Source organism: Paenibacillus oralis (assembly GCF_003863965.1).
Classification (GTDB): Bacteria; Bacillota; Bacilli; order Paenibacillales; family Paenibacillaceae; genus Fontibacillus; species Fontibacillus oralis.
In genome coordinates this window covers 476,749-500,318 of sequence record NZ_RRCN01000001.1, presented here as the reverse complement: position 1 = coordinate 500,318, position 23,570 = coordinate 476,749, and the positions used below count along the sequence as shown (strand labels likewise).

22 protein-coding genes are annotated in these 23,570 nt (G+C 53.8%); 17 read left to right on the top strand and 5 right to left on the bottom strand.

Going from position 1 to position 23,570, the window contains the following annotated elements; all coding sequences use genetic code 11:
* Positions 1–2 precede the first annotated feature (2 nt).
* From EHV15_RS02350 to EHV15_RS02315, 8 genes are all read left to right on the top strand, one after another.
* Positions 3–704 (top strand): PspA/IM30 family protein, encoded by a 702-nt coding sequence (locus EHV15_RS02350; protein ID WP_128629864.1) that lies wholly within the window; start codon positions 3–5, stop codon positions 702–704.
* A gap of 111 nt (positions 705–815) precedes the next feature.
* Positions 816–1,466, top strand: coding sequence for a cell wall-active antibiotics response protein LiaF (gene liaF, locus EHV15_RS02345; protein ID WP_128629863.1), 651 nt, complete (start codon positions 816–818; stop codon positions 1,464–1,466).
* A gap of 19 nt (positions 1,467–1,485) precedes the next feature.
* On the top strand, positions 1,486–2,559 hold the full coding sequence (locus tag EHV15_RS02340; protein WP_128629862.1) for a sensor histidine kinase: 1,074 nt from the start codon (positions 1,486–1,488) through the stop codon (positions 2,557–2,559).
* Entirely contained in the window at positions 2,543–3,193 is a 651-nt protein-coding gene (locus EHV15_RS02335) for a response regulator transcription factor (protein WP_128629861.1), read from the top strand. Before EHV15_RS02340 ends, EHV15_RS02335 begins: the two co-directional genes overlap by 17 nt.
* Positions 3,194–3,722: 529 nt before the next feature.
* Positions 3,723–4,598, top strand: a complete 876-nt coding sequence (locus tag EHV15_RS02330; protein ID WP_128629860.1) for a hypothetical protein — start codon at positions 3,723–3,725, stop codon at positions 4,596–4,598.
* A 93-nt stretch (positions 4,599–4,691) separates the two neighbouring features.
* The gene (locus EHV15_RS02325; protein ID WP_128629859.1) at positions 4,692–5,498 is read left to right on the top strand and encodes a spermidine synthase; all 807 of its coding nucleotides are present in this window, start codon (positions 4,692–4,694) and stop codon (positions 5,496–5,498) included.
* Positions 5,499–5,726: 228 nt separating this feature from the next.
* Positions 5,727–7,283 carry a glucose-6-phosphate dehydrogenase gene (gene zwf / locus EHV15_RS02320; protein ID WP_128629858.1) on the top strand — a complete coding sequence of 519 codons (1,557 nt, stop codon included), beginning with the start codon at positions 5,727–5,729 and terminating at the stop codon, positions 7,281–7,283.
* 154 nt (positions 7,284–7,437) lie between these two features.
* The gene (locus EHV15_RS02315; protein WP_128629857.1) at positions 7,438–9,021 is read left to right on the top strand and encodes a peptide chain release factor 3; all 1,584 of its coding nucleotides are present in this window, start codon (positions 7,438–7,440) and stop codon (positions 9,019–9,021) included.
* A gap of 79 nt (positions 9,022–9,100) precedes the next feature.
* Here EHV15_RS02315 and sspI read toward each other — a convergent pair whose 3' ends face one another.
* On the bottom strand, positions 9,101–9,340 hold the full coding sequence (gene sspI / locus EHV15_RS02310; RefSeq protein WP_128629856.1) for a small acid-soluble spore protein SspI: 240 nt from the start codon (positions 9,338–9,340) through the stop codon (positions 9,101–9,103).
* Positions 9,341–9,468: 128 nt separating this feature from the next.
* Between sspI and EHV15_RS02305 the strand changes: the two genes are divergently transcribed.
* The 3 genes from EHV15_RS02305 to EHV15_RS02295 all read left to right on the top strand — a co-directional run bounded on the left by EHV15_RS02305 (position 9,469) and on the right by EHV15_RS02295 (position 13,582).
* Positions 9,469–10,143 carry a potassium channel family protein gene (locus EHV15_RS02305; RefSeq protein ID WP_128629855.1) on the top strand — a complete coding sequence of 225 codons (675 nt, stop codon included), beginning with the start codon at positions 9,469–9,471 and terminating at the stop codon, positions 10,141–10,143.
* 31 nt (positions 10,144–10,174) lie between these two features.
* Positions 10,175–10,972 (top strand): TrmH family RNA methyltransferase, encoded by a 798-nt coding sequence (locus tag EHV15_RS02300; RefSeq protein ID WP_128629854.1) that lies wholly within the window; start codon positions 10,175–10,177, stop codon positions 10,970–10,972.
* A 390-nt stretch (positions 10,973–11,362) separates the two neighbouring features.
* The gene (locus tag EHV15_RS02295) at positions 11,363–13,582 is read left to right on the top strand and encodes an ATP-dependent helicase (RefSeq protein ID WP_128629853.1); all 2,220 of its coding nucleotides are present in this window, start codon (positions 11,363–11,365) and stop codon (positions 13,580–13,582) included.
* 41 nt (positions 13,583–13,623) lie between these two features.
* Here the strand turns inward: EHV15_RS02295 and EHV15_RS02290 are convergent, their stop codons facing one another.
* Positions 13,624–13,983 (bottom strand): hypothetical protein, encoded by a 360-nt coding sequence (locus tag EHV15_RS02290; protein ID WP_128629852.1) that lies wholly within the window; start codon positions 13,981–13,983, stop codon positions 13,624–13,626.
* A 205-nt stretch (positions 13,984–14,188) separates the two neighbouring features.
* On the opposite strand from EHV15_RS02290, the gene yunB reads away from it, so the two are divergent.
* A complete protein-coding gene (gene yunB / locus EHV15_RS02285) occupies positions 14,189–15,061 on the top strand; it encodes a sporulation protein YunB (protein WP_128629851.1) in 873 nt (290 codons plus the stop codon).
* Between the two features lie 33 nt (positions 15,062–15,094).
* Here the strand turns inward: yunB and EHV15_RS02280 are convergent, their stop codons facing one another.
* Positions 15,095–16,108 (bottom strand): M23 family metallopeptidase, encoded by a 1,014-nt coding sequence (locus EHV15_RS02280; protein ID WP_128635134.1) that lies wholly within the window; start codon positions 16,106–16,108, stop codon positions 15,095–15,097.
* Between the two features lie 189 nt (positions 16,109–16,297).
* On the opposite strand from EHV15_RS02280, the gene lipA reads away from it, so the two are divergent.
* Both lipA and EHV15_RS02270 read left to right on the top strand, forming a co-directional pair.
* Positions 16,298–17,197: a lipoyl synthase gene (lipA, locus tag EHV15_RS02275; RefSeq protein WP_128629850.1), complete on the top strand. Its 900-nt coding sequence runs from the start codon at positions 16,298–16,300 to the stop codon at positions 17,195–17,197.
* A gap of 28 nt (positions 17,198–17,225) precedes the next feature.
* On the top strand, positions 17,226–17,540 hold the full coding sequence (locus tag EHV15_RS02270) for a YutD family protein (protein ID WP_128629849.1): 315 nt from the start codon (positions 17,226–17,228) through the stop codon (positions 17,538–17,540).
* 421 nt (positions 17,541–17,961) lie between these two features.
* Here the strand turns inward: EHV15_RS02270 and EHV15_RS36290 are convergent, their stop codons facing one another.
* Complete coding sequence (locus EHV15_RS36290) at positions 17,962–18,129, bottom strand: hypothetical protein (protein ID WP_178075728.1); 168 nt, start codon at positions 18,127–18,129, stop codon at positions 17,962–17,964.
* 149 nt (positions 18,130–18,278) lie between these two features.
* On the opposite strand from EHV15_RS36290, the gene EHV15_RS02265 reads away from it, so the two are divergent.
* The 3 genes from EHV15_RS02265 to EHV15_RS02255 are packed head-to-tail and all read left to right on the top strand — an operon-like array spanning position 18,279 to position 21,982.
* Positions 18,279–19,025 carry a DeoR/GlpR family DNA-binding transcription regulator gene (locus EHV15_RS02265; protein ID WP_128629848.1) on the top strand — a complete coding sequence of 249 codons (747 nt, stop codon included), beginning with the start codon at positions 18,279–18,281 and terminating at the stop codon, positions 19,023–19,025.
* Positions 19,026–19,027: 2 nt separating this feature from the next.
* Positions 19,028–19,942: a 1-phosphofructokinase gene (gene pfkB / locus EHV15_RS02260; protein WP_128629847.1), complete on the top strand. Its 915-nt coding sequence runs from the start codon at positions 19,028–19,030 to the stop codon at positions 19,940–19,942.
* Between the two features lie 51 nt (positions 19,943–19,993).
* A complete protein-coding gene (locus tag EHV15_RS02255) occupies positions 19,994–21,982 on the top strand; it encodes a PTS fructose transporter subunit IIABC (protein ID WP_128629846.1) in 1,989 nt (662 codons plus the stop codon).
* A 106-nt stretch (positions 21,983–22,088) separates the two neighbouring features.
* Here the strand turns inward: EHV15_RS02255 and EHV15_RS02250 are convergent, their stop codons facing one another.
* On the bottom strand, positions 22,089–23,561 hold the full coding sequence (locus EHV15_RS02250; RefSeq protein WP_128629845.1) for a S41 family peptidase: 1,473 nt from the start codon (positions 23,559–23,561) through the stop codon (positions 22,089–22,091).
* Between the last annotated feature and the right edge of the window lie 9 nt (positions 23,562–23,570).

Here is a 23,570-nt window from a genome sequence, read left to right as displayed (position 1 = left end):
ACATGGGAGTATTTAAAAGAATTAAAGATATCACAAAAGCGTCGGTTAACGATTTGCTCGATAAGGTGGAAGATCCGATTGTCATGCTTAACCAATATTTGCGTGATATGGAGGCGGAAATCCGCGATGCCGAGGTAACGGTGGCGAAGCAGATGGCCAACGAGCGCAGAATGAAACAGCGTTTGGATGAAGCCGCGCGCATTTCCGCCCAACGCGAAGCGCAGGCTGAACTGGCCCTCCGCAACGGCCAGGAGGAAGTGGCCCGTAAAATGCTGGAGGAGAAAATCCATTACGATCAAAAGCAGACCGAATTCGCCGAACTGCACACTCAGGCTGAAGCGCATGCCGCTGAACTGAAACAGCAATTGCACGATATGAAGGATGAATTCTACAAGCTGCGCAACAAACGCAACGAGCTGGTCAGCCGCGCGCAAATGGCCAAGGCCAGAAAGCAGATGTCGCAAATCAGCACCTTGCATTCGATCGAAAGCGGCAACGCATCGCTTGGCTTCCACCGCATGGAGGAGAAGATCATGCAGATGGAAGCGGAAGCTGAGGTAGCCGGTGTCGCATACCGGGGAACAACGCCTTCCACTTACATCAACCCGGCCGATGCCGAAAAGCAACTTAAGGTCGATGCGCAGCTTGAAGCGCTGAAATCTAAATTGAATGGCCCCGCGAAACCGGAGGAAAATAAGGAATAAGCTACACGTTGTTTGGGACTTGTGGTATGCTAAGTCATGGTAAAGCCATACGGTATGGGATCATGCCGTTATGGCTTTTCCGATTCTTTGAACCTGCGAAGGAGGTGCGGCATGGATAAGCGGAAAAGGTTCTTGGCCATCGGGTTGATTGGACTTGGGGTTCTGCTGATATTTGGAAAATGGCTGAGTTTTTTCACCATCGCCGCCCTCTTCTTTTTGGTCTTTGGGATTTATTCAGTGCGCCGTGGAGAACGAGTGAAGACGGGGTATATATTCCTGGCGATCGGCGGCGGCATCATCCTGCTGGACAACTTTATGCTGGTTCTGGCGATCCTGATGATTTCGCTCGGCTTCTATTACGCCAAAATCCGCAAAACCCAGCCCCAGGGCAATTATGTGCAGAAGCAAAACATTACGTCCAGCATTCACTGGAACCGCGATCCTTGGAGTTTACGGAACACCAGCATGTGGCATGTGCTCGGAGAGCTTAATATCGACTTGTCGCTCGCCATCGTGGAGGGGCAAAGCAATATTTTGATGTTCCAGGGGATCGTCGGCGACGTGGATCTGGTGGTGCCGGAGGATTACGGCGTTGAAATCGAAGCGTTCGTCCTGTTCGGACAAATCGATTTCGGTCCGGACAAAGAGACCGGGATGTTGAATCGGCTGTACTGGAAATCGCCGAATTACGACGCCCGTGAACAAAAAGTGAAAATTATGATTTCCTACCTTGTAGGAGACGTTGATATACGGTTAACTTGAGACAGGAGGATCGCCCCGCATGAGAAAAAGAAAACCGAGCAATATGGTATCCCGCGGCATGCGCGGAGGAATTCTCCTGTCCGTTGTTATTACGGCAGCTACTTTTTATGTGCTGTATACATACGGATATTTTAGGCCGCAAGCTTCCTGGCCAACGGGAATCCGGGCGGGCCTCACGCTGCTCACGCTGCTGGTTGTGATCGGAGCGGCCTACGGCTTCTTTCAGGGGTACCGCCCGAAGCGGAAGATCGATGAACTGCGCGACGCGCTGCTGCAATGGGAGAAGGGCAGCCAGGTCGGCATGGTTCCAAAGCTTGGCGAGGATGAAATAGGAAGGCTGGGAGAACAGCTGGAGCGCATCGGCAAACGTTGGGAAGAGCAGGTGTCTTCCCTGCAGCGGTTGTCGACGCATAACGCCCAGCTCGCCGAGCAGGCCCGGGTGTCGGCGATCGTCGAGGAGCGGCAGCGGCTGGCGCGGGAGCTGCATGACGCGGTGTCCCAGCAGCTGTTCGCCATATCGATGACGGCTACGGCCGTGAGCCGGACGCTGGAGAAGGACTTCGACAAGGCGCAGCGCCAGGTGGAGCTGATCGAGGAGATGGCTTCCGTGGCCCAATCCGAGATGCGCGCTCTGCTGCTGCATTTGCGCCCGGTTTATTTGGAAGGCAAGGAGTTGTCCCAAGGTTTGCGTGACCTCGTCCGGGAACTGAAAACGAAGGTGCCGATGGATCTGACGCTGGAAATGGACGAAGACCTGAACCTGGGGAAAGGGATCGAAAACCACTTGTTCCGGATTATTCAGGAGGCCATGTCCAATACGCTCCGCCATGCCAAAGCGGATAAGATGGAGATCCGGATTCACCGGCGGGGCGAGGCGGTTAAAGTGACTTTGAGGGACAACGGGGCCGGTTTCCAAATGGACGACAAAAAGCAGGCTTCATACGGTTTGTCGACGATGCAGGAGCGCGTACACGAGGTCGGCGGCTCGATTCAGTTCATCACCGCGCCCGGTAAGGGAACGCGGATTGAGATCACGATACCTTTAATCCATGAAGAAAGCGGGGGGACGGACAGCGATGGAGCTGGACAATGAAATCAAAGTGCTGCTGGTCGACGATCACGAGATGGTGAGAATCGGACTGGCGGCGGTGCTTGGAACCGAAGAAGGGATTGAGGTCGTCGGGGAGGCGAGCAGCGGGGAAGAAGGCATCCGGCTGGCGCAGGAATACAAGCCCGACGTCGTGCTGATGGATTTGGTGATGGAAGGGATGGACGGCATCGAGGCGACCCGGCAGCTGCTGAAGATATACCCGGAATGCAAGGTGATCGTACTGACCAGCTATCTTGACGATGAGAAGATGTATCCGGTGATCGAGGCGGGCGCGTTCAGCTATCTGCTCAAAACGTCGCGCGCGTCGGAGATCGCCGAAGCGATCCGCGCCGCGGCCCGCGGCCAGTCCGTGCTCGAATCGCAGGTGGCCTCGAAAATGATGAACCGCTTCCGCCAGCCGAAAGTAGAGGCGCCGGCCCACGAGGAGCTAACCGAGCGGGAGATGGACGTGCTGCGTTTGCTCGCTCAGGGCAAATCCAACCAGGATATCGCCGACGAGCTGATCATCGGCGTCAAAACGGTGAAATTCCACGTGACGAACATATTGGCGAAGCTGGGGGTCGAGGACCGCACCCAGGCGGCCATTTACGCATACAAAAACGGCTTGGCGGAGTGATGGACTTCGCCGGGCCGTTTTTTGCGGTTGGCCGGATAACGGCTAGTCGATGGGGGACACGTAATGCTGTAACGTGTATGTTGTAACGTGTATGTTGTAACGTGTATTGTTGTAAGGTGTAATGCTGCAACGTGTAATGCTGCAACGTGTAGTGTTGTAACGGATAATGCTGTAACGTGTAATGATGCACCAAGAAATGTTGAAACACGAAATGCTGTAACGCGCAATGCTGCAACACGATCCGGTACCCGGCTAACGGACACCAGAGACCTTAATCGGCCTCAAATGACGGCGTTGGAATTTTAACGGACACAGGAGACCTTATTCCCCTCAAAACTACGAAATCTTCTTGATTTTGCGTGTGATAAGGGCTGTGGAGTCCGTTACAGCGGGAAATGATCGGGAAATGAGCAAATAGAGTCATTTGAGTCCGTTAGAAAATAGAGAGTTGGCAGGATAATCGGCTGAGGGCTGGCGAATCTGTATATTACTAGAAAAGTGTGGCCATTTGATAGCTAGGGAGGCGAGAATGATGGGAAGCCGCAAGTTGTGGAGCTATAGCCTGATCGTTATCGTTTGCGCGTTGCTGCTGCTTGGGTTACAGCGGTTTAAAAACGAGCAATCCGGTGGTCCGGCCGCGGTAGGTGATCCGCCGTCTGCCGGTGATTCGTTGCAAGCCGCTGGCGGGCAACTGGAGAGGCTGCTTTCAATCGGGACGGCGTTGACGCCGGCCCCTTACCTGGTTACGGTCAAGTGGCAGGGGAAATGGGAGACGCAGCTTGCGGAGGAGGAAGCGGCCGGCGCGCTTGCCACCCGGCTGGGTTTGTCCGAGCCACTGACGGAAAATGTTCAGGGCCACACCGTATACAACGCGAACGGTTCCAGTGAAGGCGTTCGCTTGACGCTGAACGTTACGGCGCAGAGCGAGGGGCGGTATTACGTCGTGCTGCGGCTCGAAGGTGCCGGTGGTACGGCGGGAAGTGGGGAGCGCATGCTGGAGGTTCAGCAGCTTGCCGGCGAATCCCTGGCCGATGAAGGCGTGCAGATCGGCTGGAACGCGGCGGTTCAGGGCATCGGGCTGGCGCGGACAGGTGCGGGTACAGGGACGGAAAGCGAACCGGCAGAGAGCGAACCTAACGAACCTGCACCGGCGGAGCGAACCGTTTCCGCGGTGCTTATGGGATTGGAACAGCAGATCAAGGATAAGCTGGGCCTGAAGCTGGAACGTGTGGAAGGCTTTGAAGACGAGCTGACGGCAAGTCAATCTTACGCTGTCCCGGGGTTTCCGATTACGGCGCAAAGCGGCAAACGTCAGGTTGCCCTTCAGTTGGCCGTCCACCGCAATGCCGATACGGGCATGGACGAGGTTGCGGTCGGGTCGCCGTTGTTGACGGTGGAGTATTAACGGCCCATAGGCCCATATTAGGGATTGAAAACAAGTTGGTTGGAATCCGTCGTTAAGGCGGATTCTTTTTCGAATGTAGAGGGGCAAAAGAATATGAAAGAACTAAAAGGCAAGCAAACAGGCAACTCGAAACGGGTTAAGCGGCAAAGTGGAACGAGTCAAATCCCAGCCGGCATTCCGGCCGAAATTTCGGTCTATGAAACGGAGGAGTTGTACGGCGAGCGGGGGCGGTTCCGGGTGCTGCAATTTGGCGATGGGGCCGTGCAGGGCGCGATGGATATAAATCGTCCGGAACGGATTATACTAGAATATCCGCGGGCGATGCTTCATTTGCTGGAACATAATGTACCGGATTGTGACAAAGTGTTTATGATCGGCCTGGGCGCGGGGACATTAGCGGCTCATTTGGAAGCGGCAGGCAGACAGGTGCTCGTCGCGGAAATCGATGAGCGTGTGGAAGGCATCAGCCGCAGTCATTTTGGATATGCCGGGGGCTCCGTACGGATCGGCGACGGGCGGCGGATTCTGGAAGAACAGCAGGCTGGCGGATTTGACGGAATCATCGTTGACGCTTTTACGGAAAAAGGAACCCCGCGGCATCTCATTTCCTTGCCGTTTTTCGGACTGGCGGCGGAGAAGCTTCGTCCCGAGGGGATTGTTCTGCTTAACGTGTTTGGCAGAGGGAAGCATGATGAACTAACGGCGGCGATCGCGACGACGCTGCGGGTGCATTTTGCTTATGTCCGGGTTTTTTCCCTGCCGGGGGAGCATACTCATGATAAGAGGAACATGGTCATTGCGGGGGGCCGGCAGCCGATAGGTTATGACCGCCGCCATCTGGCCGGGTTTGATGAGATCGAGCTTCAAGAAGGTTATATCATCAAGGATCAAAGCTGGTAATCGGTTATGGTATAGGGCAATTACAATGGATAAATGAAAATTTGATAAAAATTAGATGAAGTTTTCTGAAAACTTAACAATTTTTGATGCTTTTTGAGATTAAGGTGATGGCAACATTTTGCCGAATGTGCTAAAATAGCATCACATCTTGTGATGCCTTGTAAAGAGATATCCTTGATAGGGAATTGAATAAAAATACACTATATTACATAGAAAGAATGAGGAGCCATGGCTGAAAATCAACATCAACAATCACCTCAGGCACCTGGGGCGGTATTTTTTATTTTCGGAGCAACCGGAGACTTGGCACGCCGCAAGCTGTTCCCCGCGATTTATTCGCTGTATCGTGAAGGCCGGCTGGCTGAGGATTTCGCCGTGATCGGTGTCGCCCGGCGTCCGCGTTCGCCGGAGGAGTTCCGCGAAGACCTGCACGCTTCGATCCAGGAGTTCTGCCGTTACAAGATCGAAGACACCGAGCAGTGGGCGCGGTTTGCCGACCATTTTGCGTATAAATCGCTGGACATCAACAATGTGGACGGCTACCATGAACTGCGCGAATTGACGGAATCGATGGAATCCAAGTTTGACATTCCCGGCAACCGCCTGTTCTATTTGGCGCTGGCACCGGAGCTGTTCGGCGGCGTATCGTTAAACCTGAAGAAGGGCGGTATGCTGGACAGCCAAGGGTGGTATCGCCTCGTCATCGAGAAGCCGTTCGGCTACGACCTGGAGTCGGCCCATAAGCTGAACGAAGAGCTGGGCCAGGTGTTCAAGGAAGAGGAAATTTACCGGATTGACCACTACCTGGGCAAAGAGATGGTACAAAATATCGAAGTGATCCGCTTCGCCAACGCCTTTTTCGAGCCATTGTGGAACAACAAGCATATTGCCAACGTCCAGATTACGCTGAGCGAAACGGTCGGCGTCGAAGAACGCGGCGGTTATTACGACCATGCGGGCGCGCTGCGCGATATGGGACAAAACCATATGCTGCAAATGCTCACGATGATCGCCATGGAGCCGCCGAGCCGGCTTTACGCGGAAGATATCCGCGACGAGAAAGTGAAGGTGCTGCGTTCCCTGCGTCCATACGAAACGGCGGAGGAAGTCAAGGCGAACGTCGTACGCGGCCAATACACCGCCGGAGAAGCGGGCGGCAAGAAATTGCCGGGATACCGCGAGGAAGATAAGGTTGATCCGAATTCCAACACGGAAACGTATTTTGCGGCGAAAGTATTCGTCGACAACTTCCGTTGGGCCGGCGTTCCGTTCTATATCCGGACCGGCAAGCGGCTGCCCGTCAAAACGACGGAGGTGGTCGTCGAGTTCAAGCAGATGCCAACGAACGTGTATCTCGGCCAGAAGCATTCGCTGGAGCCGAATCTGCTGGTCATCCGCGTCAATCCGATGGAAGGCATCTATATTAAAATCAACGCCAAAAAGCCGGGCTCGGAATCGCAAATCGAACCGCTGGCGATGGAATTTTGCCAAAGCTGCCTGGTCGGCATCAACTCGCCGGAGGCTTATGAGCGTCTGCTGCACGATGCGGCTCAAGGCGATTCCACGTACTTCACCCGTTGGGACGAAGTCGCCGCCGCTTGGGCGTTCATCGACCGCATCGCTGCGGCTTGGGCGCAGAACCCTGCCGACGTCAGCCCTTATCCTGCCGGCTCCTGGGGACCGAAGGAAGTGGAAGAGCTGCTGGCCAAAGACGGCTTCCACTGGTGGCCGGTCAACGGTCAAGAGGAAGACAACGTTGTATGGGTCGCCCCTGATCAGAAGTAAACCTTTTGTAACGGCGGCGCACATTTGCGGAATATGATATATTAACCTAAAACACCTTTATGTCCCTTAATGGGGTAAAGGTGTTTTTGCGTAAATGAGGAACAAAATATGTTACAATAAAAAACGTGAATTTGTGGACGAGAGGAATGTGAGCATGAGCAAAGCATTGGAACAAGTGCTGCAGCAGGAAGTCGACAAACGGCGCACGTTTGCGATTATTTCCCACCCGGACGCCGGGAAAACGACCTTAACGGAAAAACTGCTGCTGTTCGGTGGCGCGATTCGCCTTGCCGGTTCGGTCAAAGCGCGCAAAGCGAGCAAACACGCCACCAGCGACTGGATGGAGATCGAAAAGCAACGGGGGATTTCCGTAACTTCCTCCGTTATGCAGTTTGACTATAGCGGGCACCGGGTTAATATTTTGGATACGCCGGGCCACCAGGATTTCAGTGAAGACACGTACCGCACGCTGACCGCGGCGGACAGCGCCGTGATGCTGATCGACGTCGCCAAAGGGGTCGAGGCGCAGACGATCAAGCTGTTTCAGGTCTGCGCCAAGCGGGGAATTCCGATTTTTACGTTTATCAATAAGCTTGACCGCGAAGGCCGGAATCCGTTTGAATTGATGGAAGAGATCGAGCAGGTGCTGGGCATCCGCTCCGTGCCGATGAACTGGCCGATCGGGATGGGCCGCGAGCTGTCCGGGGTGTACGACCGGATGAAAAATCAGGTGGAGCTGTTCCAGGGGGACGATCATTCCACTATTCAGGTAAAAAAAGTAGAGGATTACCGCGATCCGGTCATTCGTGAAATGGCGGGGGAATATCTCCACGAACAGCTGTGCCAGGATCTGGAGCTGCTGGACGTGGCGGGTGATCCGTTTGATCTCGAGAAGGTGAGACGCGGCGAATTGACCCCGGTATTTTTCGGCAGCGCGGTCAACAACTTCGGGGTACAGACGTTTCTGGAAAACTTCCTGCAGCTGGCGCCGAAGCCGGAGCCGCGCCGCAGCACCGCGGGGCTGGTCGAACCGACGAACGAGAAGTTTAGCGGGTATGTTTTCAAAATTCAGGCGAACATGAACCCGGCGCACCGCGACCGGATCGCGTTCCTGCGCATAGTGTCGGGCAAATTCGAACGCGGGATGTCCGTGAAGCATGTGCGGGCGGGCAAGGAGATCAAGCTGTCCCAACCGCAGCAGTTTTTGGCGCAAGACCGGGACATTGTTAGCGAAGCATACCCGGGGGACATCATCGGGTTGTTTGACCCGGGCATTTTCCGGATCGGCGATTCGCTCAGCCAAGGCAGCGAAATCGTGTTTGACGAGCTGCCGACGTTTTCGCCGGAAATTTTCGCGAAGGTCACGGTCAAAAACGCGCTCAAGCACAAGCAATATCAGAAAGGCATCGATCAGTTGACCGAAGAGGGCACGATTCAGGTGTTTACGACAGTCAGCTTTGAGGATACGCTGCTTGGCGTGGTCGGCCAGCTGCAATTCGAGGTGTTCGAATACCGGATGAAAGGGGAGTACGGCGTCGACGTGCAGTTGCAGCGGATGCCGTTCCAATTCGCGCGCTGGATCGTGGCGGACAATATCGACCCGTCCAAATTCCGCATCAACTCGACGCTGGTCAAGGACAAAAAAGGCAATTACGTCGCTTTGTTCGAAAACGAATATGCGATGCGGACGGCGATGGAGAAAAATCCGGATGCGAAGTTTCTTGAGACCGCGCCGTAATTTAGGGGTACGCTCATACCGAAAGCAAGCCTTCTTTTTGACCGTATTACGGTCTAAAGAAGGCTTGTTTTTTCCTTGCCTATTGATTTAAAGGCTTCAGATTCAAGGCGTCGACCTGCTTCTTCAGAACGGAAACGAGCTCGTTTTGCTTGGCGTTGTCGAGGTTTTTCCAGATCATTTCAAACACGACTCCCAAACCCGGCAGGGCCGCCTCCTGAGCATCGATCGAGCCCTCGATCATGTCCCCCAGCGCCGCCTCGTCCTTGCCGTTGATTTTGTGCATGATCGCCTCGCGTAAAGTGAGCGTAATGGCCGGCATAGCGATTCCTCCTTTATTGATGGTACCTGTCCAATGCTTAATGTGTCCTGTAAATGGGCTGAAAATTCAAGTTTGCCGCGGATTATGGTATACTGAATCGAATGAAAAAAAGCTCGGGTGGTGAAAATATGGCGCATGCGAACAAAAAACAATTTGCCGTGATCGGGATGGGCCGGTTCGGTTTAAGCGTAGCCACTGCGCTCAGCAACATGGGATTGGATGTGTTGGCTATCGATGCGGACGAGCACCGGACGCAATTGGTAGCCAATTTGGTCACGCACGCCGTTTCCGCGGATTCGACCGATGAAGAAGCGCTGCGGGCGCTAGGTATTCGCAATTTCGACGTCGTCGTGGTCGCGATCGGCGAAGATATACAAGCAAGCATTTTAACGACGCTGATTTTGAAGGACTTGGGCAGCCCGCTGATCGTGGTGAAAGCCCAAAACGAGCTGCACGGCAAGGTACTGCAGAAGATCGGCGCGGATAAGGTGATTTATCCGGAGCGGGATATGGGCCTAAGGGTAGCCCATCATTTAACGTCACCGAATGTGCTGGATTATATCGAGCTGTCGGACGAATACAGCATCGTGGAGATGCGCGTTTCCTCGGAGATGGTCGGCAAAAACCTGATCGAGCTCGATATTCGGGCGCAGTTCGGATGCAACGTTATGGCGATCAAGCGGGGCGCCCGGATGAACATTTCGCCTTCGGCGGCGGAGCGGCTGACGGCCGACGATGTCCTGGTCATCGTCGGCGAGAAAAACGACCTGACGAAGCTGGAGCTGGCTTACGCGGAAGCTTAGCATGAACCTTTAGAATAAGGATGGGCCTGGTATGGAGATATTGTCTCCGCAGAATCCCCGCGTCAAGGAATGGGCGGGGCTGCTTGAGAAGAAAAATCGGGACAAACATCATAAATATTTGATCGAAGGCGTTCATTTGGTGCAGGAGGCGCTCCGCGCGGGGGCTGATATCGAATGCGTCTGCTACGATATCGAAGGCGGCATCCCGGCGGACCTGCAGGCGGCAGCGTCCACGCGCCTCGATGTGGAGTGGATCGGCGTGTCCTCCGCCGTGATCGGCAAATGCAGCGATACGAAGACGCCGCAGCCGGTGTTCGCGGTCGTCCGCAAGGACCGCGGGGCGCTTGCCCCGCTCCTGGACAAGGAGCGGAGTTTGGTGGTGGTGCTGGACGGCGTGCAGGATCCCGGCAACGTCGGCACGATCGTCCGCAGCGCCGACGCGGTCGGTGCGGACGGGGTGATCGTCGGCGCGGGCTGCGCCGACATTTACGGGCCCAAGGTGCTGCGCGCCACGATGGGCTCGATCTTTCACTTGCCGGTCGTGAGCGGCAAGCTGGGGGAGGTGCTGCCGCAGGCGAAGCGGCGCGGCATCCGGCTCGCCGGGACGAGCCTGCAGGCGGCGGCGAACTGCTACGCCTACGACTTCACCGGCCCGGTCTGGCTGCTGTTTGGCAGCGAAGGCGGCGGCCTTAGCGCCGAAGTCCGCGAGCTGATGGACGACGGCCTGCTCATCCCGATGCGCGGCCAGGCGGAATCGCTGAACGTGGCGATGGCCGCGTCGGTGCTGCTGCATGAGGCGATGCGGCAGCGGTATTTTGCGCAACCATAATTCTTGTCCGATAGCGTAAAAAAAGACCGTTTTAGGCTGAAATCCATCCTATACGGTCTTTTTTAGTTAATATTAGCCCCTCGCCCCGCTCCTCATTGGAAAAAATCCAATAGATCGCCGGTTATCGAACATAATTTTGAACTCTCATTGGAAAAAATCCAATAGAACTCGCCCAAATCGCCCGTTTTGCGTTCTGTCGGGCCCAATCTATTGGAAATACTCCAATCAAGCTGCTGTATTTACCACTCAATTTCCAATTCTATTGGAGTAATCCAACCAGAGTTGTATCGAATCTCGCGAATCTACCGCCCGACTGTTATTTGTTAAGATAGATTGCGATATAATAGGAGTATATTGAACGCACGGTGAAATGAAAGGGAAGTAGCGGCAATGAGCAATCCGGAAGCATTTTTTATGCGAAAAAAACAAGAATTGGGCGTTGAATTAAACGAGGTGCAAAAGCAGGCGGTGCTCCATACGGAAGGGCCGTTGCTTCTGCTCGCTTCGCCCGGGTCGGGCAAAACCACGACGATGATTATGCGGATAGGTTATCTTATCGAGGAGAAAAACGTGGATCCCCGCCGCATCAAGGCGGTCACCTTCAGCCGGGCGTCGGCGAACGATATGAAGGAGCGGTTCAAGCGCTTTTTTCCCGATCTTGCGCCCGTTGATTTTTCGACGATTCACAGCTTCGCTTATGAAGTGATGCGGGAGTATTTTCGGAAAACAAAAACGGTTTTTCGAATCATCGAGGGCCATTTGGATGCGGAGGAAGAAGGAAAGCATGATCCGCACAATCCGCCGCTGCACAAAAAAGTCATTTTGCGGAATTTGTTCGAATCCATCGTTGGCGAGAAAATCACCGAAGACCAAATGGAGGAACTGACCACCTACATCAGCTACATCAAAAACAAAATGATTCCTCCGGACGAATGGTCTTCAGTACGGGTGGAAGTTCCCGAAGCGGAACGGATTTTGCATGAATACGAGAGATTGAAAAGGACGGGGTATGACGGGCTGCTGGTGGATTTTGACGATATGCTTGTGATGGGAAACGAGGCTTTGCGGGAGGAAAAAGAGCTGCTGCGGCGGTATCAGGAACGTTTTCGGTATGTGTTAACGGACGAAAGCCAGGACACTTCCCAGGTGCAGCATGCCATTATCGAAAAATTAGTCCGGGAACACGGCAATTTATGCGTTGTCGCCGACGATGACCAGTCCATCTACAGCTGGCGCGGCGCGGAGCCGGCTTACCTGCTGGACTTCAAGCAAGTATATCCGAAGGCCGCCACTTTGTTTATGGAGCAAAATTACCGATCCTCGCAGGACATTGTTGCCGTTGCAAATCAGTTTATCAAACGGAACAAAAACCGCTACGACAAAAATATGTTCACGGAGAACCCGCCGGACAAGCCGATAAAGATCAGAAGTTTTTCGGATTACCGGGATCAAACGAAATATCTCGTGCGGGAGATTCAGAAGTGCGAAAATCTCGCCGAAATCGCTGTGCTTTACCGCAACAACTCGTCATCCATTGCTCTCATGAATGAGTTTGACCGGGCGGGTATTCCTTTTTATATGAAGGATGCGGATCAGCGTTTTTTCTCGCATTGGGTCGTAGAAGATATTTTAAACTTTATGCGGATGACGTTCACTGATAAACGGGCGGACATTCTGGAGAAGATCCACCTGAAATTGAACGGGTATATCAGCAAACAGCAGATGGCCGCGTTAAAGCGGATCGATAATAATGAGTCGGTTTTTGACAATTTGCTGCGGCATGTCCCTTTGCAGGATTATCAAGTCAAGCCGTTGACGGAGAGCAAGGAAACTTTTCAGCAGATGAGAGGGATGCCGCCGCGGCCGGCCATTCGCGTGATCCGGGATCGTTTGGGTTATGAGAAGGCGCTGGAAAAGCTCTGCCAGCGGCTTGGATTCCGCAAGGAATATCTGATCGGCATCCTGAATACGCTGGAAGACATTGCCGCCGGGCTGGATACGATGGAGGCGTTCGCCGAGCGGTTAAAGCATCTGGAGTCTGTACTAAAGCATGCCAAGTTTAGAAAAGACCAGAACGCCGTGACTTTTTCAACATTTCATAGCTCCAAGGGACTTGAGTTTGAGCGGGTATACATGATTGACCTCGTGGAAGGCATTATTCCCTCTTCCGACGATCTCGGCTCGAATGACTTGATGGAAGAAGCTGTTCGCTTGTTCTACGTCGGCATGACCCGGGCAAAAAAGCACCTTGAGCTGGTCGCGTATCGTAAGAGAGACGGTGAGGAAGCCGTGAAGTCGCGGTTTGTAACGGCCGTCAGGGACATCATGAATCCGCAAAAAGAAGATAAAGCGGGGGACCACAAAAGTAATGATAGCCGGGGAAAAGTTACAGGGAACAACTCTAAGGCAGGGGTTCCGTTCAATCCCAACGCGTTTCGCAATAAGGCGGAACTGAGAACAGGGATGTCTATTCGCCACAGGGTGTTCGGATCAGGGACGATCGTCAAGATCGATGAGGATCAGGATCGGGTGCACATTCGTTTTGCTTCAAGGGAAAAAGAATTATCCATAGCGACCTGTTTGGAAATGGGGCTGCTGGAGCCGGTATGATATTTGGCGGACGCAGCCCTCATTCATCCGGGAACGGTTCCTTAGACGCGGGCTTTTTCGGTGGCGGGCTTGAGATGAAGCGCTTTTTGATTCAACTCAAGGTCCTTCAAATATTTACGGATTTTCGATTCAAGCTGATCCACGATCATCCGCTGCATCTCCTCGATATGCTCTTCCATGCAAAACCCGGATACCGTCAGGGTACCGTCGCAGTAAGATTTCGTTTCATGAACCGCTAAGTTCAGCTTTTCCTTATACAGCCTCTTTACGGCGCCGGCGGCTGATTTAATTTCATAGTAACGGTTCGTTTCGATCAGCAGTTTCCAGGGCGTTACTTTAAAATTCAGTTGATCCCGCCGTAGTTCTCCGGTGACCTGGTACAGTAGTTTTGAGCTGTTCATGATGAAATTTCCCCTTGAATGTTTATGCTGCAAATTGTACGTAACATATGAAAAAAGAACTAGGAAGTGATACTAAAGAACTATAAAACAAAAAGGAAGGAAAAACAAGTATTAATTCCTATGGCGGTTCTTTCCATGTCCTTCTTTTTTTGCCCTGTCCCGCATAACTTGTATAGAAGCTTTACCAGTGCAAGGGGGCTGGACAATGCGAATACGACGCGGCTGGAAAAGCCGGAGAAGAAGACCGCGAAGCAGGCGGACGCTATGGATCGTCGTCTTGGTGATCGCCGTGTTTGCCGTTTTTGAATTTTTTCAATATGTTGAAAAGCATATGCGGGAGCCGATCATTCACTTGGCCCAAATCCGGGTAAAGCAAATTGCGACCGACTCGATTAATGACGCCATCGCCGCCCAGGTGGCAAACGAGCAGCAGGTCGAGGACTTGATCGATTGGAAAACCGATGATTCCGGGAAAATCACCGGATTTATGCTGAACTATTCCGCGCACATGAAGGTTACGTCCGAGACGATCCAGACGGTAAGAAGTACGCTGGAAGACGTGTCCAGACTGTCGGAACATATTCCTCTCGGCCAGGCGTTGGGAAGTCCCATTCTCGCCTCGTTTGGGCCCAGTATTCCTATTAAAATCGAACCGAAAGGCGACGTCAAGGTCGATTTGAATACGCGCCGGCAGGATGCGGGGATCAACATGATCCTGGTGGAGGTGTTTTTGCGGGTAAAAACGGAGCTGGCCGTTGTCGTTCCCTTCGATATGCAATCGCAGGTCGTGGAAACGGAAATCCCGGTTTCCTATTTGCTTGTCGTCGGAGATGTGCCGATGTATTATTATGACAGCAAGGGCAATCCGGTCGGAGAAAGTCAGGCAAACGCACCGAATATCGCTTTGCCGTCGCTGCCGGGAACGGAGGAGAAGCTGGAACAGCAACTGCCGGACGGACTGAACTCCGGACCGGGGAATGACGCGTTGCCCGAAGCGAATCCGGACGAGTCGGACGCCCCTCAGGAACCGGCGGAAAATATGGGCCAGAACGCAGGCAATAACACGTCTTCTCACTGATTCGAATTTGCAATAAAAAGGGCCGCTCCTTGTTTAGGAGCCGGCCCTTTTGTTTTTTTTCGCCGCTTCGGCGTGTTCCCATTTTTTGAGTAAAGGATAAGGATCAAACGCCCAGTCCGCGCTGCCTGTATCGCGGTAGATGCCGTAATGGAGATGCGGGGGGAATTTGCCCGACGTTCCGGGCGGCCCGTAACCGCTGCTGCCAACCCAACCGATGGTTTGCCCCGGTTTGACGATATGGCCGACTTCAACCCCTTTCGCATAGCCTTGCAGGTGTGCGTAGTAATGATAGCGGTTGTAAGTGTCGCGGATTCCGATACGCCATCCGCCATAAGGGTTCCAGCCCTTCGTTTCGACGATGCCGTAGCAGACGCTGCGAACGGTCAGGCCCATCGGGGCAAACAGGTCGGTGCCTTCGTGAATCCGGACGCCCCCCCATCCCCGCCGGTCTCCCCAGGTATCACGGTATGTATAGGTGCTGTGAAGCGGCAGCGGAAAGGCGCTGTCGGACAGGTCCAGTTTCCCTAACGTTTTGTACAGCTTGGCGAACTGCCGGATCCGCTCCACGGCTGAATCGTTCTGATAATAACGCCATAAGGCGATGCGGAAATCGTCTTCATTGTAGCCGAAGCCAAGCAAATAAGAGGCCATAGTAAACAAAGCGTCCCGGTCGTTCTTCGGGTCAGCGGCGCCGTCGGATGTCGCGTCCTTGCCGATGCCCCCGAATAATCCGATCGTCGCCGGGTTCCGGTCTTCCGGATCCGGGTTAAGCAGCCCGGCCCAAAAAGCTTCCTTAAAACGAATCCCGGTCAGACGTTCTTCTTCCTGCTGTTTTTTTCGCGGTGTGATGGTGCGTTCATATTGGTCTACCGCTGCCAGCCAGTACCAAGGGATCTGGGTCAGGATTTCCATTTCTTCGTACAGGCTGCGGCGCAGATCGTACACGTTTTTGGCGGAACCGGCGGCAGTCGTGCCCGGCGCTTCGGCATAAGCGGCTCCAAATTCGGGAATCGTCCACAAAGACGAAAGGATTGCCACGCAAATCATGCATCGAAGATATTTGCTGCAGGAGAGCGAATGAGACTTCACGTAATTCTTCCTCCTTACGGGTTAGCTGAACGTTTCTTAGCTTGAGGCAAATGTTGTGTTTTTATTCCATTCGTAGGTTTTTCCTGCCGATTCATGGTATAATAAAGACCGCTACGGCTTATTTCAAAAGAAAGAAGGTCTGTTGCTTTGGCTAAACAACTCCAACCTAAACCGGATTGGATCCGAATCAAGCTGACAACCGGCGATAATTACCAGGACATTAAAAACATGATGCGTTCCAAAACGTTACATACCGTGTGCGAGGAAGCGCGGTGTCCGAACATATATGAATGCTGGGCGAACCGTACCGCAACGTTCATGATTTTGGGGGATATTTGCACCCGGGCTTGCCGTTTCTGCGCGGTGAATACCGGTATGCCCACCGAGCTCGATCTGCAGGAGCCGGAGCGGGTGGCCGAAGCGGCGGAGAAGATGAATCTGCGCCACTGCGTCGTCACCAGCGTGGCCCGCGACGATTTGCGCGATGGGGGAGCCGGCATTTTTGCCGGGACTATTGCGGCGATTCGCGCGCGCTTGCCTTTTTGCAGCGTCGAAGTGCTGATTCCCGACTTTCAGGGGGATGAGGAAGCGCTTCGCATCGTCATGGAAGCGAAGCCTGACATCCTCAATCACAATATTGAAACGGTGGAACGGTTGTCCGACCGGGTGCGGGCAAAGGCGAAATATCGCCGTTCCCTTGAACTGTTGCAGCGTGCCAAAACGATGAAACCGGATATCCCTACGAAATCGAGCATCATGCTCGGCGTCGGTGAGGAATGGGAAGAAATCCTGCAGGCGATGGACGATCTGCGCGCCGTTGATTGCGATATTTTGACGATCGGCCAATATTTGCAGCCTACCCCTCAGCATTTGCGGGTAGAGAAATATTATACGCCCGAACAATTTGCGGCTTTAAAGGAGGAGGGCATGAAGCGGGGATTCAGCCACGTCGAATCCGGACCGCTGGTCCGCAGCTCCTATCATGCGCATGAGCAGGTGAAATCGGCCAAGAGCCGCAAGGAAGAAGGCGTTTCAACATCATCCTAATTTAAGCTGATTTAAGGAGGAAACACCCTTGATTCAAATCGGCGGAAGAACCTACGAACTGATTCAGAACTACAAAAACGCCTGGGACCCTGAAGCCTTCAAGCAAAGATACAGCGAGGTTTTGGACCGTTACGATTACATTATCGGGGATTGGGGGTACGAGAAGCTCCGCCTGAAAGGTTTCCTGCGGGACAATCATCCGAAAGCGAACCGGGATACCGCTTTTTCCGGGATTACGGACTATATTAACGAATATTGCAATTTTGGCTGCGCCTATTTCGTGCTCCAGAAGGTCAAGGACAATCATAATCATGCGGAAACGGGGCAAGCGGGCGGCAAATAGGCGTCTGGGCTTAGCGGCTGGCTGCCAAACAGCTGGCTGCTGAACTCGGGCTGCTAAACAAAGGCTGGCTGCTGAATAGCCTAGCTGATGAACAACCTAGCTAATGAACAACCTAGCTAATGAACAACCTAGCTAATGAACAATAGCTGCTGTACAACGGGCTGCTAAACACGCATGCGGGGTGTGTAAGTTCGAAAAATAGCGGTAAAAAAGGGCGTTATTTCCTAAAACTTGGGGGAGCCGGCGAAAATAGCGAAACTTTTGGGCGTTATTTTCCTGGTGTGGCGGATCAATGGCCGTTTTTCCGAGGGAGTTGGGGAAATAGAGCCGTTTTTTACCGCTATTTGTATGCGTCCAGGGAAAAATGGTCAAATATGGGTAATATTTACCTCTAATACATTCTAGTTAGACGCCTTATCTCCTAGTTTGTTTGCTTCTTCAGCTTCGCGAGCTGCTCTTCGGACAGCCCCGTAACTTTGGCCACCAGCGATGTCTCCATTCCCTCGCGAAGCATATTGATCGCCGCCTTCTCCAAACCTTCCTTCAAACCTTCCTTCAAACCTTCCTCGTACCCCAAACGACTCCACACAGTTTAAGACTCCCATTTGCTCCGATGATTCGCTATGCTTAATTATGAAGTATTAATGACAGACGTTGAATGAAATTGAATGTTTATGAAATATTTTAATTGATTTTTGCTGATTTTATGATACTATAAGAAACGGATAGGTGATGAAAATGCTTACAGAAGAAAGATACGACTTGATTATGAAGCGCTTACAGGAACGGGGTGTCGTTAAACTTCAGGAGTTGGTCGAACTGCTGGATGCTTCGGAATCTACGGTTCGCCGTGATCTTGTCGATCTTGAAAACCGGAATCTGCTCAAGCGGGTCCACGGGGGCGCCACATTGGTCAATCAGAAGAGCTGGGAGCCGGGTATTGAGGAGAAAACGTTCAAAAACGTTCAACAAAAACATGCCATCGCTCGTCTGGCGGCCGAACAGCTTGTGGACGGGGAATGCATCTATCTGGACGCCGGAACGACGACGCTGGCGATGATCCCTTTTATTGAAGCAAAAGATATCACAGTTGTTACGAACGGTTTGTCACATGTCGAAGCGCTCGTCAGCAAAAACATCAGAAGCTATTTATTAGGCGGGATGATGAAAATGCATACTAAAGCCGTGATCGGCAGCATGGCGCTGCAAAACCTGGACAATTTCCGGTTTGACAAGTGCTTTCTGGGGACGAACGGAGTTGACGCGGGGATGGGGTATACAACGCCTGATCCGGAAGAGGCCATTATAAAAAGGCGGGCTCATCAGCTGTCCGGACGCACCTACGTGCTGGCCGACTCCAGCAAAATCGGAGACATCACTTTCGCCAAATTATTCGATTTGGAGGAAGCGATTCTAATCACCGAGTCGCTGCCCGACGCTTGGCGCGGACCAATCACCGAGAAAACTAAAGTAATCGAGGGATAACCATGATCTATACTGTAACGCTTAACCCTTCCATCGATTATGTCGTGGAAGTGGAGGATTTGAAGCTGGGCGGTTTAAACCGGATGAGCCGGGACTTAAAGCTTCCCGGAGGGAAAGGAATCAACGTATCGCGCGTGCTGAACCGGCTTGGCGCCGAGAATACGGCGATTGGCTTCCTGGGCGGATTTACCGGCCGCCATATTGAAGATCTGCTGCGCAAGGAAGCGGTTCGGACCGATTTTGTACATGTCGAAGGCGATACGCGGATTAATATCAAGCTGAAGCATGGGCAGGAGACGGAAATCAACGGCCAAGGGCCAGAGATTCGTCCAGAGGAAGAGGAAGCTTTGATGCGTAAGCTGTCGGCGCTAAGGCAAAATGATGTTGTGGTCCTGTCCGGCAGCATTCCTTCGTCGCTGGATGCCGATTTCTATCAGCGGATCATCGGCGTTTGTACGGAGACCGGCGCCGATTTCATTATCGACACGACCGGGGAACCGTTAAAACAGGCGCTTGCCAACCGGCCGCTGCTGATCAAACCGAATCATCATGAATTGGCCGATTTGTTTGGCGTAACGCTTGAATCCAAGGAACAGATTATCGCTTACGGCCGAAAGCTGCTTCAAGAGGGCCCGCGCCATGTTCTGATATCGATGGCGGGTGATGGAGCTTTCTTCATTACCGGAGAGGAAGTTTACTACGCGAACGTTCCGTCCGGCCAAGTCCGGAACTCGGTCGGAGCCGGGGATTCGATGGTCGCTGGATTCGTCGGCACGCTTGCGCTGGGAGGAGACGCCCTTGAGGCATTCCGCACGGGCGTCGCTTCGGGAAGCGCGACAGCGTTTTCCGATGACCTGGCGACGCGGGAGCGGATCGATCAACTGCGGCCGCAGGTGGAAATTTCCCGTTGGTTTTAGATATCTTCAAAAGCGAACTTTTTGAACAACCTTTTATAGGGAGTGAGTATCATGAGAATTACAGACCTGATGATTAAAGAAACAATGATTATGGATTTGCGGGCGCCCAGCAAAGAGGCGGCGATCGACGAGCTGATCGCCAGCCTCGCGGCCAGCGGCAGAATCAACGACCCGGTGAAGTTCAAGGAAGCGATTCTGAAGCGCGAGGAGCAGGCGAGCACTGGGATCGGCGGGGGGATCGCCATGCCCCATGCCAAAACCGCTGCGGTGAACGAGCCGACCGTCGTGTTCGGTAAAAGTAGCCAAGGGGTCGATTACGATGCCCTGGACGGAGAGCCTGCTTATTTGTTCTTTATGATCGCCGCTCCGGAAGGCGCGGGAAATACCCATCTTCGTACGCTTGCCGCGCTCTCGCGGCTGCTGATTGACAGCGACTTCATCGCCAAGTTGAAGGAGGCGAAAACGCCGGACGAAGTGGCGGCGCTGTTTGACGCCAAACAGGCCGAGGAAGAAGCGGCCAAACAGGCGGAAGGCTCGGCCGGAGCGGACGCAAGCGCGAAAAAGGCGAGCAGCACGAATGCGAACGCAAACGGGACCGGCGGGGATGCAGCGAAGAAGGAAGGACCGGCAGCCGTCCGCGGCGGCGGTCCGGCGGACGCGGAGCCGTTTGTTGTCGCCGTTACCGCTTGCCCGACGGGGATTGCGCATACGTTCATGGCCGAAGATGCGCTGAAGAAAAGAGCCCGCGAGATGGGGATTGCCATCCGCGTCGAAACCAACGGCTCGGAGGGCGCGCAAAACGTGCTTACCGCCGATGAAATTCGCCGCGCCCAAGGCGTTATCGTAGCGGCGGACAAAAATGTGGAGATGGCGCGGTTCGAAGGGAAGCCGGTCCTGCAAAGACCGGTTAGCGACGGCATCCGCAAGCCTGAGGAACTGATCCGCAAAGCGGTGAACGGCGATGCGCCGATCTACCGCGACCAAGGCGCCAAAGCTGCGGATAACGGAAACGAAGGCCAGAGCGGACGCAGCAAAATTTACAAAGACTTGATGAGCGGGATTTCCCATATGCTGCCGTTTGTCGTCGGCGGCGGGATTTTGCTTGCTGTCTCGTTCCTGATCGAGCAGGTGGCCGGGGAGAACAGCCCCCTGTTCCAACTGCTGCAAACGATCGGCGGCGGAAACGGAGCTTTTCATTTCCTGATTCCGATTTTGGCCGGCTTCATCGCATTCAGCATCGGTGACCGCCCGGCCCTGATGCCCGGGATGGTCGGCGGTCTGATGGCCGTCAACGCCAACGCCGGCTTCCTTGGCGGGCTTGCGGCAGGTTTCCTGGCCGGGTATGTCGTTATCTTGCTGCGTAAGGTTTTTGCCGGGCTGCCGAAAACGCTGGATGGACTCAAGCCTATCCTGCTGTATCCGATATTCGGTCTTTTGATCGCCGGCTCCATCATGTTCTACATTGTCGATCCGATCTTCAGTTGGATTAACACGGGGCTTATCGATGTGCTGAATTCTCTGGGTACCGGAAACATGGTGATTCTCGGCCTTATTCTTGGCGGCATGATGGCCATCGATATGGGTGGACCTTTCAACAAAGCCGCTTATGCTTTCGCCATCGGGGTGTTCACGTCGAGCGGAAATACCAACGGGGCGATGATGGCGGCCGTTATGGCCGGCGGGATGGTTCCGCCGCTGGCGATTGCTTTGGCCACAACGTTTTTCAAAGGCAAATTTACGGAGCAGGAGCGCAAATCCGGGGTAACGAACTATGTGCTTGGCCTCTCCTTTATTACGGAAGGCGCCATTCCATTTGCCGCTTCGGATCCGATGCGCGTCCTGACCTCCTGTATTCTCGGTTCGGCGATCGCGGGCGGGCTGACGCAGCTGTGGCAAATCAATGTTCCTGCGCCGCACGGCGGTATTTTCGTCGCCGTTCTTGCCAACCATGCCCTGCTGTTCCTGCTGGCGGTGCTGATCGGCTCGGTCGTTTCCGCACTCGTTCTTGGGGTATGGAAGAAAACTTTGGCGGAGAAGTAAGACGGATAATAACGTTATAGCGAAAAAGGATTGTCTTAGGGCATATCCGGCAAACGAAAAAAGCCTGCGGAACACATCATGTCCGCAGGCTTTTTGCATCTGGAATTTAGGATTTAACGGATAATTGCAGGATGCCTTGCTTGTAGCTCCATACCAGAGCCGGGTATTTTTGCTGGAAGTCGTGCAGTTCTACATAAGATTCGCCATAGACGACTTTGACGCTTTTGGAAGCCTTGGAAAAACCTATCGTCTTGCCGCTGCCGTCCGTAATCGTCAGCTTCTGCGCGCCGGCGTTCCAGGCCGGTTCGCCTTGCACAAGCGCCGCCAGGATCCGGGCCGGGGCGTATATTTTTCCGTCGTCTTCCAGCACGTCGACAAACCCTGCGAAGGAGGCGCCGTTAATCGTTAGGGAAGCCGGGCTTCCGCTCAGCTCGATTTTGCGCACCCCGGCTTGATACAAACCGGTGATCAACTGGGCTGGCGCGCTGCCCCCCACTTCGATGTCCGGCTTGAGACCGACGTGGTTGAAGTCCTCCTGTTTAGGCGTTAGGTAACGCTGAACGGTTAATTTGAGCGAACCGCCGTTCGATAAGGTGAAAAGGTTCTGGATACGCGCTTTGCCGTAGGTATGCGTGCCGACGACCTTGGCGATGCCGTTGTCGCGCAGAGCGCCCGTTAAAATCTCCGAGGCGCTGGCCGTCATCTCGTTGGTAAGCACGACGACGGGCATCCCGATATTTTCACCGCCCTCGATCGTATACGGCTGAAGCGTCCCGCTTTGATCCGCCGTGTACATCAGCACGCCTTCCTTCATAAAATGCTTGGCGATGTTTGCGGCCGCTTCCACATAGCCGCCGAGATTGTCCCGCAAATCGAGCACCAAGGCCCCGATGCCCTGCTCACGAAGGGAGCTCAGTTCGGCGGCGAACTCGTCATCCGCATTTTCGGAAAAGGAAGAAATCGCGATATAGCCGACCTTACTGGAAGGGATGAGCATTCCGGTCACGGAAGGCAAGGCGAAATGCGCCCGTTTGATCGGAAAATTCAGCTTTTGCCCGTTGCGGCTCACCGTTATATTTACGATCGTGTTCTCCTGGCCTTGAATCCGGGCGATGTCTTCGCCGCCGGTTACCGCTTGCCCGTCGACCAGGGTGATAATGTCGCTTTGTTTCAGACCGGCGGTTGCCGCCGGGGAACCTTCCAGCACATCGGTAATGTACAGTTTATCTCCCGTATAGCGGAGCGTGGCGCCGATCCCGACATATTCCTGGTTCAGGCCTTCTTCAAAGCTTTGCAGCTCTTCCTCGGTGAAATAATCGCTGTACGGATCGTCAAGCGAATAAACCGCTCCCCGGATAGCATTTTCCAAAAACTGTTCTCTTTCCACCCCTTCGATATTGTACGCGTCCAAAAGATCCAGCACTTCTTCAAGCACGACCAGATCGGAATTTGCGGCCGCTTCGCCCGCTTCATTAGTTACAGCGCTGCTTTCCGCAGCGCCGGCCGCCTGCGGCAGTCCTAACAGCGACAACGCTAGCAGCGGGATGATGGCGTACTTGCGGAAATGGTTTTTCTTCATATAGGGTTC

Bases quoted from the DNA above. Each gene is read 5' to 3' on its own strand.
- EHV15_RS02350 (WP_128629864.1), top strand. From the start codon at position 3: ATGGGAGTATTTAAAAGAATTAAAGATATCACAAAAGCGTCGGTTAAC.
- liaF (WP_128629863.1), top strand. From the start codon at position 816: ATGGATAAGCGGAAAAGGTTCTTGGCCATCGGGTTGATTGGACTTGGG.
- EHV15_RS02340 (WP_128629862.1), top strand. From the start codon at position 1,486: ATGAGAAAAAGAAAACCGAGCAATATGGTATCCCGCGGCATGCGCGGA.
- EHV15_RS02335 (WP_128629861.1), top strand. From the start codon at position 2,543: ATGGAGCTGGACAATGAAATCAAAGTGCTGCTGGTCGACGATCACGAG.
- EHV15_RS02330 (WP_128629860.1), top strand. From the start codon at position 3,723: ATGATGGGAAGCCGCAAGTTGTGGAGCTATAGCCTGATCGTTATCGTT.
- EHV15_RS02325 (WP_128629859.1), top strand. From the start codon at position 4,692: ATGAAAGAACTAAAAGGCAAGCAAACAGGCAACTCGAAACGGGTTAAG.
- zwf (WP_128629858.1), top strand. From the start codon at position 5,727: ATGGCTGAAAATCAACATCAACAATCACCTCAGGCACCTGGGGCGGTA.
- EHV15_RS02315 (WP_128629857.1), top strand. From the start codon at position 7,438: ATGAGCAAAGCATTGGAACAAGTGCTGCAGCAGGAAGTCGACAAACGG.
- sspI (WP_128629856.1), bottom strand. From the start codon at position 9,340: ATGCCGGCCATTACGCTCACTTTACGCGAGGCGATCATGCACAAAATC.
- EHV15_RS02305 (WP_128629855.1), top strand. From the start codon at position 9,469: ATGGCGCATGCGAACAAAAAACAATTTGCCGTGATCGGGATGGGCCGG.
- EHV15_RS02300 (WP_128629854.1), top strand. From the start codon at position 10,175: ATGGAGATATTGTCTCCGCAGAATCCCCGCGTCAAGGAATGGGCGGGG.
- EHV15_RS02295 (WP_128629853.1), top strand. From the start codon at position 11,363: ATGAGCAATCCGGAAGCATTTTTTATGCGAAAAAAACAAGAATTGGGC.
- EHV15_RS02290 (WP_128629852.1), bottom strand. From the start codon at position 13,983: ATGAACAGCTCAAAACTACTGTACCAGGTCACCGGAGAACTACGGCGG.
- yunB (WP_128629851.1), top strand. From the start codon at position 14,189: ATGCGAATACGACGCGGCTGGAAAAGCCGGAGAAGAAGACCGCGAAGC.
- EHV15_RS02280 (WP_128635134.1), bottom strand. From the start codon at position 16,108: ATGATTTGCGTGGCAATCCTTTCGTCTTTGTGGACGATTCCCGAATTT.
- EHV15_RS02265 (WP_128629848.1), top strand. From the start codon at position 18,279: ATGCTTACAGAAGAAAGATACGACTTGATTATGAAGCGCTTACAGGAA.
- pfkB (WP_128629847.1), top strand. From the start codon at position 19,028: ATGATCTATACTGTAACGCTTAACCCTTCCATCGATTATGTCGTGGAA.
- EHV15_RS02255 (WP_128629846.1), top strand. From the start codon at position 19,994: ATGAGAATTACAGACCTGATGATTAAAGAAACAATGATTATGGATTTG.
- EHV15_RS02250 (WP_128629845.1), bottom strand. From the start codon at position 23,561: ATGAAGAAAAACCATTTCCGCAAGTACGCCATCATCCCGCTGCTAGCG.